Source organism: Phytobacter sp. RSE-02, from assembly GCF_040578655.1.
Taxonomy (GTDB): domain Bacteria; phylum Pseudomonadota; class Gammaproteobacteria; order Enterobacterales; family Enterobacteriaceae; genus Phytobacter; species Phytobacter diazotrophicus.
Genome location: NZ_JBEULY010000002.1, coordinates 613,741 through 627,849 on the forward strand (window position 1 = coordinate 613,741; position 14,109 = coordinate 627,849).

The 14,109-nt window shown below is 53.2% G+C and carries 11 protein-coding genes; 3 read left to right on the plus strand and 8 right to left on the minus strand.

The features are described from left to right. Positions 1–21: 21 nt before the first annotated feature. The 4 genes from gcvA to ABU190_RS06495 all read right to left on the minus strand — a co-directional run bounded on the left by gcvA (position 22) and on the right by ABU190_RS06495 (position 3,268). Positions 22–927, minus strand: a complete 906-nt coding sequence (gcvA, locus tag ABU190_RS06480) for a transcriptional regulator GcvA (RefSeq protein ID WP_039079306.1) — start codon at positions 925–927, stop codon at positions 22–24. Between the two features lie 156 nt (positions 928–1,083). Continuing rightward, a complete protein-coding gene (locus ABU190_RS06485; protein ID WP_354690764.1) occupies positions 1,084–1,650 on the minus strand; it encodes a GNAT family protein in 567 nt (188 codons plus the stop codon). 95 nt (positions 1,651–1,745) lie between these two features. Further along, the gene (locus ABU190_RS06490; RefSeq protein ID WP_354690765.1) at positions 1,746–2,201 is read right to left on the minus strand and encodes a VOC family protein; all 456 of its coding nucleotides are present in this window, start codon (positions 2,199–2,201) and stop codon (positions 1,746–1,748) included. A gap of 155 nt (positions 2,202–2,356) precedes the next feature. After that, the gene (locus ABU190_RS06495) at positions 2,357–3,268 is read right to left on the minus strand and encodes a LysR substrate-binding domain-containing protein (protein ID WP_354690766.1); all 912 of its coding nucleotides are present in this window, start codon (positions 3,266–3,268) and stop codon (positions 2,357–2,359) included. Positions 3,269–3,514: 246 nt separating this feature from the next. Here ABU190_RS06495 and ABU190_RS06500 point away from each other — a divergent pair, with 246 nt between their 5' ends. Further along, complete coding sequence (locus ABU190_RS06500; RefSeq protein ID WP_354690767.1) at positions 3,515–4,363, plus strand: MBL fold metallo-hydrolase; 849 nt, start codon at positions 3,515–3,517, stop codon at positions 4,361–4,363. A gap of 126 nt (positions 4,364–4,489) precedes the next feature. Here the strand turns inward: ABU190_RS06500 and ABU190_RS06505 are convergent, their stop codons facing one another. Together ABU190_RS06505 and ABU190_RS06510 are read right to left on the minus strand one after the other, a co-directional pair. Beyond that, the gene (locus ABU190_RS06505; RefSeq protein ID WP_354690768.1) at positions 4,490–6,403 is read right to left on the minus strand and encodes a methyl-accepting chemotaxis protein; all 1,914 of its coding nucleotides are present in this window, start codon (positions 6,401–6,403) and stop codon (positions 4,490–4,492) included. Positions 6,404–6,971: 568 nt separating this feature from the next. After that, complete coding sequence (locus ABU190_RS06510) at positions 6,972–7,778, minus strand: SDR family oxidoreductase (RefSeq protein WP_354690769.1); 807 nt, start codon at positions 7,776–7,778, stop codon at positions 6,972–6,974. Positions 7,779–7,948: 170 nt separating this feature from the next. Here ABU190_RS06510 and ABU190_RS06515 point away from each other — a divergent pair, with 170 nt between their 5' ends. Next, positions 7,949–9,115 (plus strand): MFS transporter, encoded by a 1,167-nt coding sequence (locus ABU190_RS06515; protein ID WP_354690770.1) that lies wholly within the window; start codon positions 7,949–7,951, stop codon positions 9,113–9,115. Here ABU190_RS06515 and ABU190_RS06520 read toward each other — a convergent pair. Both ABU190_RS06520 and ABU190_RS06525 read right to left on the minus strand, forming a co-directional pair. Then, positions 9,112–11,859 (minus strand): winged helix-turn-helix domain-containing protein, encoded by a 2,748-nt coding sequence (locus tag ABU190_RS06520; RefSeq protein ID WP_354690771.1) that lies wholly within the window; start codon positions 11,857–11,859, stop codon positions 9,112–9,114. The genes ABU190_RS06515 and ABU190_RS06520 overlap by 4 nt on opposite strands. A 166-nt stretch (positions 11,860–12,025) precedes the next feature. Further along, positions 12,026–13,042 carry an NADP-dependent oxidoreductase gene (locus ABU190_RS06525; protein WP_354690815.1) on the minus strand — a complete coding sequence of 339 codons (1,017 nt, stop codon included), beginning with the start codon at positions 13,040–13,042 and terminating at the stop codon, positions 12,026–12,028. A gap of 90 nt (positions 13,043–13,132) precedes the next feature. On the opposite strand from ABU190_RS06525, the gene ABU190_RS06530 reads away from it, so the two are divergent. Beyond that, the gene (locus tag ABU190_RS06530) at positions 13,133–14,035 is read left to right on the plus strand and encodes a LysR substrate-binding domain-containing protein (RefSeq protein ID WP_354690816.1); all 903 of its coding nucleotides are present in this window, start codon (positions 13,133–13,135) and stop codon (positions 14,033–14,035) included. Positions 14,036–14,109: the final 74 nt, after the last annotated feature.

Consider the following 14,109-nt stretch of genomic DNA (forward strand, 5'->3'; position numbering starts at 1 on the left):
CCATGAATAAATACTCATACCTTAACGATACCGCCGCTGCGCCTGCAGTGACTCATCCAGTAACCAGTGGCGGAATTTCACAACATGCGGCTGGGTTTCAATCCCCTGCGGGCAGACAAAGTAATAGGCGGCCGGTGAAGGAAACCGGATATCAAAAAGCCGTGTCAACGTCCCCTCGGCAATCTCTTTTTCCACATGTCCGCTGCGCGCCAGCGCAATACCCTGCCCGAGAAGCGCGGCTTCAATCGTCATGTTGGTATCCGCGAAGCGCACACTCTCATGCAGGACGTTGATATTGACGCCGGTTTGCTCAAACCAGGCGTCCCATTTTGGCACCAGGTCAGCGCCGTCACGCGTGAGCAGCGGGTAGCGCAGCAGTTCGGCGGGTTCAGCAGGCGTACCAAAACGCTGCAAAAGTGACGGGCTGGCGACCGGAAAAATCTGCTCGCGAAACAAAAACTCGGTAAAGAGCCCAGGATAGTTACCGTGACCAAAGCGAATGGCCACATCGGACTCGCTCCCCGCAAAATTGATGGCTTTATCCGAACTGTCCAGCGACACCAGAATCTCCGGATGTAACCGCGCCAGGGCGGGCAGGCGCGGCAACAGCCATTTCAGCGCAAACGAATAGGTGGTGTTGACACGCAATCTTACCCGACCATTTTGTTCACGCAGATCGGCAAGGGTCGTATCCAGTTTGCTGAAAAATTCGCGCACCAGCGGCGCGAGCGCTGCACCGGCAGGTGTCAGGCTCAGGGTTTTACCGCGCTGAAAAAGTTGCAACCCCCAGAGTTCCTCAAGGTTTTTTAGCTGATGGCTGACGGCGCTTTGGGTAATGAAAAGTTCTTCGGCGGCAGAGGTAAAGGTGGCATGGCGCGTGGCGACCTCAAACGCGCGCAAGGTGGCAGTAGGTGGAAGATTACGCATGCTTTTCGCTCTGTTGATGAGTAATGACTCATATGACCATAGCGGCGCATCTCTGTGCCAGAGAAATAACAGAGCCCCGCAGCCGGTAAGCAGGGTGTCCGGCAACGTACTGGTATCGAAGACGCGTGCCGGACAAAATGATGACGTGGCGGTGACTTACACGGACGATGCAGCAGAAGCCTGCCTATAGTCGCTCTTTAACAGCGCATAGAGATACTCATCACCCCACGCGCCTTTAAAGAAAATATTCTGCCGGTAATGTGCTTCGCGGCAAAAACCGAGTTTTTCCAGCAGGTTCACAGCCGCTGTATTGCGGGTATCCACAACAGCGGTGAGTCGGTGCTTTGCAAAATCATTAAACAGCATCGCGATGAGGGTACCCATTGCTTCCCTGGCAAAACCTTGCTTCTGATACGCCACATCAAAGGTCATCCCCAGTTCAACCTGTCTTCCCTCGTCAAAGAAATGGATACCGATATCACCGATGAGCGCCCCCACGTCCAGCCGCTCAACGGCCAGTTGATACCAGGTCCCCTCGCTGTTGAACGCCAGCGAACACTGCTGCGCATATAAGGTCTGCGCATCATGCTCAGTGTACTGATCCCAGCTCTGAAACCGGGCGACCTCGGGCAGGTTACGGTAGCGCGCAAGCTGCGGTAAATCAGCGGGTGTCAGTTTGCGCAATAATAATCGCGGGGTGAGTAGCGGCAACGCCTGTGTCATGCATCTTCTCTTATCGTTAATTATCCGGGCGATGAGCCGCATCGATATGTTGCAAGCCCCGCAAACGAAAATCTGCGAGGCGGTACGATCTGTGTTTATCGTTCCTGCGTTTGGGCGCCACTGTCTACAGAGGCGATCGCTTCAAGCCCAACACGTTGGCCGAATGACAGTTCTAACGTATTGCCGTCCGGGTCGGCAAAAAACACATAGTAACCGACGGGGTCACCCAGGTTTTCCGGCGCTTTTCTTAATACACCTTCCGCGATTGCCATCTCGGTTTTGCGGTCAATCTCTTCGCGGGTTGCACAGGCAACGCCAAGGTGACCAAAATGGCCAAGCGGCGTATCCGTTACGGTGTCCGCCTGAACCAGCACCAGCGCAAACGGACGGGTATGATCGCTTAACCACGCGACCTTGCGCGCATCCGGAATGCCGGGTTCGCGCTGATGTACGACCTCCATACCTGCATAGCGGCGATAGAACGCAATACTTTTCTCCAGGTCCCTGACCATAAAAGCAACATGGGTGAATCCAACATCAATATCTTTCATATCCAGAATAACTCCCTCTTGGTCCGTGGCAGCATCATAAAAGCCCAAGTTAACTTGAGGTCAACAGCAAGCTACCCGCACCCGATCCCTAATATTTGTAGTGTCACAACGCTAAGAGACCGGCCCTGCACGCTTTCTGACAGAGACTTTTACTGTTAAAGCTTTTTCGCCAATGCGTCTGGATGGGGCGCTATTTCAGCAAGTAACCAGCGCTCGAAATCCTCTAATGCGGCGTTATTCACTCCCGTTTCGCTCGGTTTGACTAAACAGAAGCGTTTGCTGAGGGTTGTTGATTCTGGCCAGGGTGAAACCAGCAGGCCACGCTTCAACTCATTTTCAACATACATCCCCGGCACCAGCGCCACGCCCTGCCTTGCCATCACGGCGGCTATTGCCATTTCGTGCAGATCGTAGCGAACCCCCTGCCCTGGGTTATCCAGGTTTATCCCCTTTTCCCGGGCATACAGATGCCACGCCTCGGGATTTTGCCGTCGGTGAATGCGCGGTAGTGCGTTTAACTGTTCAAAAATATCCTGTTGCGATAACAGCGAAGGGTGACACACCGGAACCAGCGTTTCCTGAAACAGAAACTGCGTGCGCATGCCGGCCCACGCGGGATGTTCAAAATGAACCACGGCGTCAAAGCCGCTTCCGGTGAGAATAAACGGGTCGGTGCTGGCGGCAATATTTAAGGTTATGTCCGGGTACAACGACATGAAGCTATGCAGACGGGGGATCAGCCATCGGCTGGAAAAGGTCGGCAGGACGGCAATATCCAGACTCTTGCCCCCCTCGGGTAACCCCATGATGTACTGGGTGTCTCTTTCGAGCCGCTCCAGCGTTTCGTGAACATGCCGGGCATAGCGTGCTCCGGCAGGATTAAGCTTTACGCGGCTTCCTGTCCGGTCAAACAGTTTACAGTTGAGCAGCGATTCAAGGCGCGCTATCTGGCGGCTGATGGCCCCTTCCGTCAGCGAGAGTTCCTCGGCAGCCCTGGCAAAGTTGCCGTGTCGTGCGGCGGCATCAAAGGCCTGCAGGGAAGTGCTACTGGGTATTTTTCTGCGCATATAAGGTGCTCTCTTTCGCAACTGACCATGCCGTTTAGTGAGTAAATATCACTGACTGGTGAAATATTATCGATTTTCAGGCCACAAAACACCTTATAGCATGAGGAAAAATCATTAAGCAGAGTGAATGGTTGTCTGCTGGTACTCATGCGGAGGCAGGACAATGTTGTATTTGGTGGAGTGCTCATATACCGATCCAAAGAGCGAGCAAGAGTGGAATGAATTTTATCCTCAGGAGAGATACCGATGAACGCGCCCTTCTTCCCAACATGTCAGATTGGCGATTTTCAGGTAACGGCGCTGAGTGATGGCGATATGTCTGTCAGCCTGGATTTATTGTCAGGCATTGCAGCAGCGGATGCCGCAGCCATTCAGCGCCAGGCCGGAATGGCTGAGCCCGGCAATATCCATATCAACGGCTATCTTATTCGCGGCCGGGGGCGAACCATGCTGGTTGATGCCGGTACAGGCGGGTTGAACAACGCGGGGGGCCAGCTTAAAGCCAGGCTCGCGGCTAGCGGCGTCAATCATAACGATGTGGACAGCGTATTATTGACACACTGCCATCCGGACCATATTGGCGGCCTGCTTGATGCCGAAGGACGGCCTGTATTTGAACATGCGGAACTCTTTTTGCATCCTCTCGAAGCGAGTCACTGGCGCGATGATGACAAATTAAAAAAGGCGAGTGCGCACGGCCAGCGTAATTTCCGTCTGGCCAGACAAACGCTGGATGCCTATGCAGAGAATGTGCGTTTTTTAAGCGCAGACAACATCGCAGAGGGCATTACCCCGGTCTGGTTACCGGGTCATACGCCGGGGCATTGCGGGTTTCGCATTGACGCGGATGAAAGAAGCCTGCTGATATGGGGCGACATTGTCCATTATCCGCATATTCAGACGGCACAGCCCGCCGTGACGATTTTGTTTGATGCCGACCCCGCGCTGGCCGAAGACACGCGCAAAAGAATCCTCGCACAAGCCGTGCGTGAAAATCTGCTTATTGCGGGCATGCATCTGGGACCGAGGGGGTTTGCGAACATTGTCAGAAATGATACTGGCTACGCTATTGCGTGGCCCGACGAGCTGAGATGAATGCCGGCTGTATGTTCAGCCGATGGATGCAACGCAGTGGTTAAATGCCCGGCGTTTTCCGGGCTTCTCGTTGCGTGTTAAGCCGTGCCCTCTTCGCTCAAGAGGGCACCGTTTTTTGGCTGGTTATCAGAACGATTCCCAGTCAGAGCCGTTCGCTGTTGATGCCGCGGGTCGCAGGCTAACCTTAGCGCGCGCTGCCGCTGGGGCGTATTTTGGCTTCGCCGTTTCTGAATTCAGTTTGAACACGGAAACCAGTTGCGCCAGTTGTTCGGCCTGTTGTTCCAGTGATAATGACGCCGCAGACGACTCCTGAACCAGCGCGGCATTCTGCTGGGTTGTGGAATCGAGCTCCGTTACCGCTTTACCAATCTGATCGATACCCCTGCTCTGCTCTTCCGAGGCGCTGGAGATTTCGTTCATGATCCCACTCACATTGGTGACCGAGGAGACAATCTGCTCCATGGTGGTACCGGCTTTGTTCGCCATCTCTGAGCCGGTCGTCACACGTTGTACGGACTCTTTTATCAATCCTTCGATCTCTTTGGCAGCCTGGGCGCTACGTTGGGCAAGGCTTCTTACTTCACCCGCCACCACCGCGAAACCGCGCCCCTGCTCACCGGCGCGCGCCGCCTCAACGGCTGCGTTAAGCGCAAGAATGTTGGTCTGGAACGAAATACCATTTATTACGCTGATAATGTCGGTAATTTTGTTGGAGCTTTCGGTAATGGTTTCCATGGTGCTGACCACGTCCCAGACAATTTTGCCACCGGAACGCGCATGCTCTGCCGCCACGCCTGCAAGCTGGCTGGCCTCACGCGCATTGTCTGCGTTGCGTTTAACCGTTGAGGTCAACTCTTCCATACTCGCCGCCGTTTCGACCACCGCGGCTGACTGCTCTTCGGTGCGGGAGGCAAGGTCAGTGTTGCCTGCGGAGATGTCCGACGAGGCGTTCGCCACGTGAATGACCGACTCTTTAATTTGGGTGATCATGTCACGAAGCTTATCGTTCATGACGCCCATTGCCATTGTCAGACGGCCCAGTTCGTCGGTTGACTGCGGCTCAATGGTCGCGGTCAGGTCGCCTTCGGCAATGCGTTCCGCCAGCGTCAGGTTGTGTTTAATCTGGCGGGTCATCTGGCGGGTAAGCAGCCAGGCAACCAGTAACCCTGTCAGCACTGCGCAAACGGCGACGATGCCCATAATGATCATCACACGTTGAATAATATCGATATTTTTCTGAGTCTGACCAGTTACCAAATCATTCGTAATGGTATTAATTTTTTCTGCAACGCCGGTGAGCGCTGTCGCGGCACTCTGCGACTCTTTCTGGGCATTAATATAGGCAACGACATTCTCCTGCATTCCATTCAGGAATGCCTGAGCCATCTCTTTATCTTCGGCTGTAAAAGTGACATTTTCGGAATGAATAAGCTTCGCCGCTTCATCGTATTGAGTCTTGAAGGTGTCCATCCCCTGCTTACCGGCAGAGGACTGAATTGCATAAGCGGCCGCCCAGGTGTTATTGAGGCGATTGAACAACGCGACTTCATCTTTTGAAATGGTTTCCTGCTGCTCAAGGCGGGTACCGAATTTATCGAGCAGGGTTTTGAGAGCTGGAGAGGTTAAATTCTGCGCTTTTTCGACCGTCACCTGTTCGAGTTTAACGAACGTATCACGGTGGGTGGCATAGTCAGGAATAGTCGTGCGCAATTCATCAAACAAAACTCGGGCATCGCTGTCCCAGGTAAAGTCGAGACCCGTAATCGCTTTTTGATCCATCTTATCAATGGCGACTCTATTCGCCTGCAGTGATTTCTCATCATGGTTTAATTGATAAGTTAAACGGTTACGTCGCGCCGTATTGAGCTCGGTGCTGATTTCATTGATTAATTTACCTTTTAAGGCATGCTCACGGATACTCGCGGACTGTTGAATGCTGATAAGTGAGGACAAAACAATAATGACGATTAAAACTGCAAACCCGCCAAAAAGTTTGGCAGCCACAGGCAGATTTTTTATTGACGGTAACAGCTTTGACATAGCAGTATCCTCAGTGTTCTTTTTTAATATTTAAAAAATAGTTTCATTTTGACTTCTTATTCGATTGCGATTTTTCATTTCTTTTTGAGGAGTCAGAAAAGTGGGCTATCACGTTACTTATCGTCAACAATGCCATTTAATTTAATGAAAAAATCAAAAAAAAGATCCGAGGAAAATATATTCTAAGAAAATTAAGGTTGTTGCATAAATAATGTGAACGCCCCTGCATATTACGGTGTTCTTATCGTGATAATCATGAGCCTGCAAAGTTATTTATGGCCAACCTGCTACGCTTAAAAACAAAAGATATAATATATTTGGTTATCTACGGATATTGCGATGGTTACTGTTCAGCATGTTATTAAATATCATCCTGTGAGCTTTTTTGCTGCTCACTATCGAAAATATTCATCGTGTCAGTCATGCACGAGAAACGCCTGAGATTGTAGCCGTATTTAAAATAACGCACTATCTCAACGATTTTCTTTATTCACGTTGCACTGACTGCCCCCATCCGACTGACGAACCGCCCCGGCTTTGCGGCGCGGTTCAGCCAAACGCGGAAAAATCACATAAATCGCTCTGCCCCACCTGACGCTTCAATTGTCTGCCCGGTAACAAACTGATTTCTGTCTGAGAGCAGGAAAGCCGTAATCGCCGCAATATCCTCAGGGAGCCCAAAACGCCCCACCGGGGTTTTCTCTTTACCCAGCAGTGCCATCACCTCGTCGTCCGTTTTTTCAGCCAGTTCAGGGCGCCGATGGCGGACATTCGGCAGCATATTCTGCGCCCAGTTATCGGTCGCGACAGCGCCCACACCAATAGCATTGACCAGGATACCATCCGGCGCCACGCTCAACGCTAAGCTCCGGGTCAGATTGTTAATTGCCGCACTCAGGGCATGTGAGACGGTAAGTTGTGGGTTTGGATAGATACCGCCGATGGAAGAAATATTAACAATGCGCCCCCAGTTTCGCTTCTGCATGCCGGGAATAACCGCTTTACAAAAGCGCCGCATGGCAGAGAATTTGGTCTCCGTCATTAATTGCCAGTCCTCTTCGGAGGTGGTGAGCAGAGTACCCGCATGCGCTCTTCCGGCATTATTGACCAGTAAATCAATTCCCTGAAAAACCGTTTCTGCGTGTTCAACCACCCGTGCAGGGAGGTGGGGATCGGTCACATCCCCGGCAACAGGCAGCGCCGAAACACCATATTTATCGGCAATCTTCTTCGCGGCCAGGATCAGGGCAGACTCTTGTCTGGATACCATGACTAAATGCACCCCGTTTACCGCCAGTTCTTCGCAAATGCTAAAACCAATGCCGGTTCGGGCTCCGGTGACCAGGGCCACTTTTCCTGTCAGTTTTAAATCCATGTGTTGTTCCTCATAGTAAACACAATGACCAGATGAAGAATATGAGTAACAAATAATGCATTCAGGGGCTTGCGCAGCAGAATTCAGACGTCTGAAAAAAACGCGCAAAGCGTTAAGCAGCACCTCTTCGTATACTGCGGCAACATTTTATTCAGGGTGAGGAGTGGTCAATGCAGACCCACAACCACGCGCTTTCTTCTGCCAGGATCCTGATGCTGGCTATTATTTGCTGTATCGTGGTGGCGAATATTTATTTTAATCAATCCGTTCTGAATTTGATTGCGGGTGCCTTTCCCAATGAACAGAATGCGGTTTCTTTGATCCCCATGGCGACCCAGTTAGGTTATGCGGCGGGTTTATTCTTTCTCATTCCATTAGGCGATTATATTGAACGTCAGCGGCTGATCCTGCGCCAGGCTCAGGTGCTTTTCCTGGCGCTGCTCGGCATGATGTTATCCCCAACGGCTACCGTGCTGGTGTTTTTCTCTTTTATTACGGGCATGTCTGCAACCGTGGCCCAACAAATCGTGCCGCTGGCTGCCTCTCTCGCCGGGCCGTCATCCCGGGGTAAAACCGTGGGTACCGTGATGAGCGGCGTTCTCGCCGGTATCCTTGCCGGGCGGGCGATTGGCGGTCTTATCGGTCAGTATTTCGACTGGCGGGGTGTCTTTTTGTTCGGCGCGCTCATGACGCTGCTGGCTGTCGTTTTTATCGTGCGCATTTTGCCTTCGCAGTCGTTGCCTGCGCCAACATTTAACTATCTGGTGGTATTGCGTTCGCTCGGGCAACTGTGGAAAAGCGAACCGCAGGTACGCAAGGCAACGCTGACACAGTCCATGCTGTTTGCCTCGTTCAGCGTGCTGTGGACCGTCCTCCCATTCTGGTTAGCCCATCGCTACGATTACGGCGCGGGGGTAACCGGAACGCTGGCGGCGCTGGGGTTAATCGGCATTCTGTGTGCCCCGCTGGCGGGTAGTTTCAGCGATCGTCAGGGCCCCTTCCGGATGGTGATGTTGGGCGTCATTCTCATGCTGCTGGCCTGGATTGTTTTTTGGGGCTGGAACAGTATGGCGGGGATGGTGGTGGGCATTCTGTTGCTGGATGCGGGCGAACAATGTGTACTGATAGCGAACCAGCACACCATTTACGCGTTGCGCCCGGATGCCAGAAACCGTCTGAACACCCTCTTTATGTGCGTTATGTTTATTGGTGGCGCCTGTGGTTCCCTGACAGCCACCGGGTTATGGCAGGCAACGCAAAGCTGGACGCTGATTTCTGCTGCGGGGGCCGCTCTCGTACTCAGCGGGATGCTCATTGCCGTGGGACGTAAAGATTAACGCCCTATTCGGGCACACAGGGCCAGCGCATTTCTTACCTCTGTCGCCCTGTGTGAACCATCGACATCGTTTAAGGCATTCTGAATTAACTGTTTAGCCGACCCGTTTTCCCCGGCTTCGGCCTGAACGGTTGCCAGTGAACAGGCAATACGCAGAGCCCAGCCGTGGGCCTGCTGCTGACGTGCTTTATCCAATGCTTGTGTCAGCAATAAACGTCGCCCCTGGCTTGGTGATTGCGTGGCGCAAAGACGCATCAGTTCTGGCGCGCACCAGTTATCTTGCCCCTCGCTGGCGATTTTCTGCGCCAGCGCGCCATCAATTTCTGACAATAAAGGGGAGTATTGCCAGTCTAATCCCGTCGCCCGCAGCGAACTGAACAGTGTGGTTTGACTGACATCGATATGACTGAACTGTTGGGCCCAGACAAGAAACAGTTCGCCGTAGGTCTTCCAGAAATACAAATCATGTTTTTCTGCCAGTTGAACAAGCCAGTTCGCGGCCCTGACCACCCAACGTGGACGGCGTTCAAGCGCCGCTGTCATACAGGCGCCCTCGGCGAGCGCACAGCAAAGAGAACAGGCATGCTGCAAACGCGCGGCTTTTTTAACGCCGCGCAACGCCATCTGTTTTGCGGCCTTATACTCCCCCTGAACCCAGAGCAAACGAGACAGAAAAGCCATGCCAGCGGTCTCCTGATCGAGACCAAAACGGAAGGAGTGGCTCATACTTTCCTGCGCGTACCAGGCCAAAGATTGCAGCAGATAATGGCGGCCTTCGCTATGCTGACCTAAAAAATGCAGGGAGACACCGAGAATACGCAGCCCGGCGGCATGGGCTTCTGCATCATTGGTAGATCGCGCCAGTTCGCACATAGACTGCGCATGTTCACGCGCTTTACCAGGAGCGCCCGTGCGCAGGCAATACAGCCATAACCCATAGTGCGCCTGTAAACGTATCTCTTTGTCGTCGAGATTTTCCGCCAGCGTCAGTGCGGTTTGCCAGGCCGAATAGGTTTCAGATGTCGGGCCTTTTGCCCAGGTCGATGCCTTACCTGCTGCGGCGCACAGATGCATCCTCTGGTGTAACGTTAATACGACCCGCGCGTTATCTTCATAGAGCAGAGGGTAAATATGACGCTGACACTCATCATAGAGTGAGTATTCAATCCAGAACGGCGTCATCGCCTGTAAGACCGCAAGCCCTGTTGAGGGATCGCGCCCCTCAGTTAATGTTTGCTGTAAAACGCGTCGCAAATCATTAAGGATGGGACGATAACGCTCCCGCCACTGCTCCGTTGGCAAGCTAAGCCAGTCCCTCTGCGCCTGTTCCACCAGCACGCTATTGTAATGGGCAAAATCGGCTGCAAGCGCAACATATTCATCCTCATCCCGGAGCTTCGCGCAGGCGAACTGGCGCATGGTTTCCAGCAGGCGAAAACGCGTAACAGGCGCCTGGCTGCTGACCTGAATCAGCGACAGAGACAACAAGCGCTGCAAATCGTCAATAACCTGCCAGCTATGGTTGTCCTTTGTTCGCAGAAAATCACTGACGGATTGCACGCTAAACGTGTCGGTAAAGATGCCCAGCATTCTGAATAATCGCTGCTCACGCGCGTTGAGTAACTGATAAGTCCACTCCAGCGTCGTCACTATTTTCTGATGTCTGGGCTCCAGCGAACGGTGGGTATTGCTCAATAACGGGAAGCGGTCCTCAAGCCGCTGATAAATCTCACTCACACTCATAAAGGGCAGACGGGAGGCCGCAAGTTCAATAGCCAGGGGTAAGCCATCAAGATGACGGCATAATTCGCCAATCAACACCAGTTCATGCGCTGAGGGTTGGAAATCATGCGCACTGGCCTGGACACGCTCAATAAAGAGACGGACGCTGGCAAAAGAGATTAACGTGGCGTTATCGGCACCCTCTTCTTGCGGGACTTGCAACGGCGGGAGTAAATATTGTTGTTCACCAGCAACCTGTAGCGCCACCTGGCTGGTCAATAACAGTTTGATCCGGGGAGCCAGTCTCAGAAGCCGCGTCATCAGCGGTTCCAGTTCGCTCGTCACGTGCTCACAGTTATCAATAAGCAGCAAACACTGACGTCGCGCGAGCTGTTGGCGTAAATCGGCATCCTGTTCAAGACCGGCTAAGGGAAGATGTAACGCCTGAGAAATAACGGAGAGCACGCTGGATGCGTCGGTAATATGGGCCAGTTCCGCCACACAGACGCCATCGGGAAATTGCGGGTGCGCCTGGTTAACCACTTCCCACGCCAGACGCGTCTTTCCCACGCCGCCTGGACCGGTTATCGTCACCAGAGGGTGCTGATTTAGCAGGGCACAGAGTTCCTGCACCGCCTGGTCGCGCCCTAAAATCGAGCTCAAAAAGGGGGTAACAGGCGGAACCGGTATTTCCGGGTCGGGAGATGCCTGCAACGGTACGTTCTTGATGTTAAAGCGGTAGCCACTGCCAAATTCAGTAACAAGGAGATGCCGGTCTCGCCCCAACAGGCGGCGAAGCGCTGAAATTTGCGCCTGAAGATTGTTCTCTTCGACGATTTCATTTCCCCACACCTGGGTCAGGAGAGACGCTTTACTGACCGCTTTACCGTCGGCCCTTATCAGAACCACCAGAACATCAAATGCTCTGGCAGAAATTTTTACCGGCTTACCCCGGTGCAACAGAATCCTTAGCTGGGGCCAGAGTTGCCATTCAGCAAAGTGAATCTCATCGGTTGTTATCATAGTCTTGAGATCTTCTGTTTTTCACCATCACACACTGTTGCCGCAAGGAGGCCAGGCGATACAGAGACCCGGTATAGCCTGACCTGAACCGTTGATAAGTATAGGGTCATGCCCCTGTGACGCATAGCCCTACGATGTATTCATTAACTCGTAAGGAGAGTCATTATCAGAGGTTTGTCAGCACAATTTTACCCTGAATCCCGCCCATCGCGGCACGCTGATGGGCAGCGCAGGCCTGGGCTAACGGATAGGTACTGTCAATAACCACCCGGACAAGACCATTTTCCAGAAGACGGCCTGCTTCATTTAATTGCGCGCCGCTGGAGCGTACCTGGGTGGAAGAGACCGTAATCGCTTTTTGCGCGGCCTCGTCCCTTGCGGAAAAACCCAAAGGGTTAACCAGAAAAAGAGCCCCGCCTGGCTTTATACAACGCAGAAAGCGTTCCATATGCGCCCCGCCCACCGCATCGAGAACCAGATCAACATTGTTGACCACCGCCTCGGCTGCCGTTGTGGTGTAGTCGATAAATTCGTCGGCCCCCAGCTCACGCAACACCGCCTCATGGCGCGAAGAGGCCACAGCGATAACCTTCGCCCCTTTCCAGCGGGCGATTTGCACGGCAAGGTGCCCCACACCGCCGCCAGCGCCATTGACCAGCACCGTCCGGCCTTTTAATGGCACGGCTTTATGAGGAAAAGGCTGGAAGGGATTAACCGCATCATGCCCCGTGTCGACAAGAAACTGCCAGGCGGTAAGCAGCGACATTGGCGCGGCGGCGGCCTCCACATGCCCAATCCCCTGGGGTTTGAGTGCCAGTTCGGATACAGGAACACTGACATATTCTGCATAGGCGCCGCCGCCCATCATCACCTTCTCAGGAAAACGCACCATCGAATAGACGTCATCTCCGGGGCGAAACGCAGTCACATTTTTACCGACGGCGGCAACGATGCCTGATACGTCAGTGCCCAAAATAAGGGGAAAAACGGGATCGGGACGCCATTCCGGTGGCAGTGTGCGAAAGCCATCGCGCAGATACCAGTCCGGCGGGTTAAGGCTGGCCGCCTGCATATGCACCAGGACATCGTCGTTGCCCACATGTGGTCTGGGTGCATCTTCATAAAGCAGGTTTTCTGGCCCGCCAAACGCATGGAGTTGTACCGCTTTCATCATCTCAGTCATCATCATCTCGCGCTAAAAGACCTCAGGTGACAGAGCATAGGATCAATAACCCAGGTTGATAATATGGCTGAATTTCGCTTTACTTATGCCATGAAGGAACAAATCGGTTTTGAGAGACTCACGGGTCTTATTGCATTCGCTCGCGCAGGCGCTCTGGGTAGCTATAGTGCCGCTGCCCGTTCGCTTTCTGTTTCCCCCTCAGCCATCAGTAAAAGTATTCAGCGCCTTGAGAAGCAGCTCGGCATTACCTTATTCACCCGAACGACACGCTCACTGGTGTTAACTGCCGAAGGGCGTGAACTGCATGAGCGGGCTTTACGGTTGCTACGGGATGCGGAGGAGATTGAACAGATAGCGAAACACGCTCGCGCGGAGCCCGCAGGGATATTACGCATTGCGGCGTCACTACCGGTGGGTATCCATATGATTGCCCCTCTCCTTCCCGCCTTTTGCGCACTTCATCCAAAAGTGACGATTGATCTACGCCTGAGCGACCAGCGAGTAAGCCTCGTTGATGAGAATATTGATATTGCCATTCGACTTGGCGAGCTCGCGGATTCCAACCTCCTGTTGCGTCGCCTTCCCCCCTATCAGATAGGTTGTTATGCCTCGCCTGACTATTTAGCCCGCTGCGCCCCTCCGCTGCATCCCAATGATTTATCCGGGCATACGACGATTAATCTGCGTTATCAAAATACAGGGCAGCTTTTTCGCTGGCCGTTTCGCGTCGGGGAGCGCGAAATAGACATTGTGCCGTCATCAACGATCATTGCGGATACCAGCGAAGCCGTCATTGCCGCCATTGTGGCCGGTGCCGGAATCGGTATGGCCGCGAATTTTATGGCGGCGTCCCGGGTAAGCGACAAAAAGCTTGTTTCGCTGCTCTGTGATTTCGCGGTGGAGCGGCATGATATGTCGGCTGTGTGGCATGAAAGTCGACGTTCCAATCCTGCGGTACGCGCTTTTCTGGATCATATGCTTAGCCATTTTTAAGCTACCGGTTTTCAGCGATAACACTCACTGCACCGTCAAATGGGCCTCGTCAGGCGCAATGTGTAGCGTCGCGC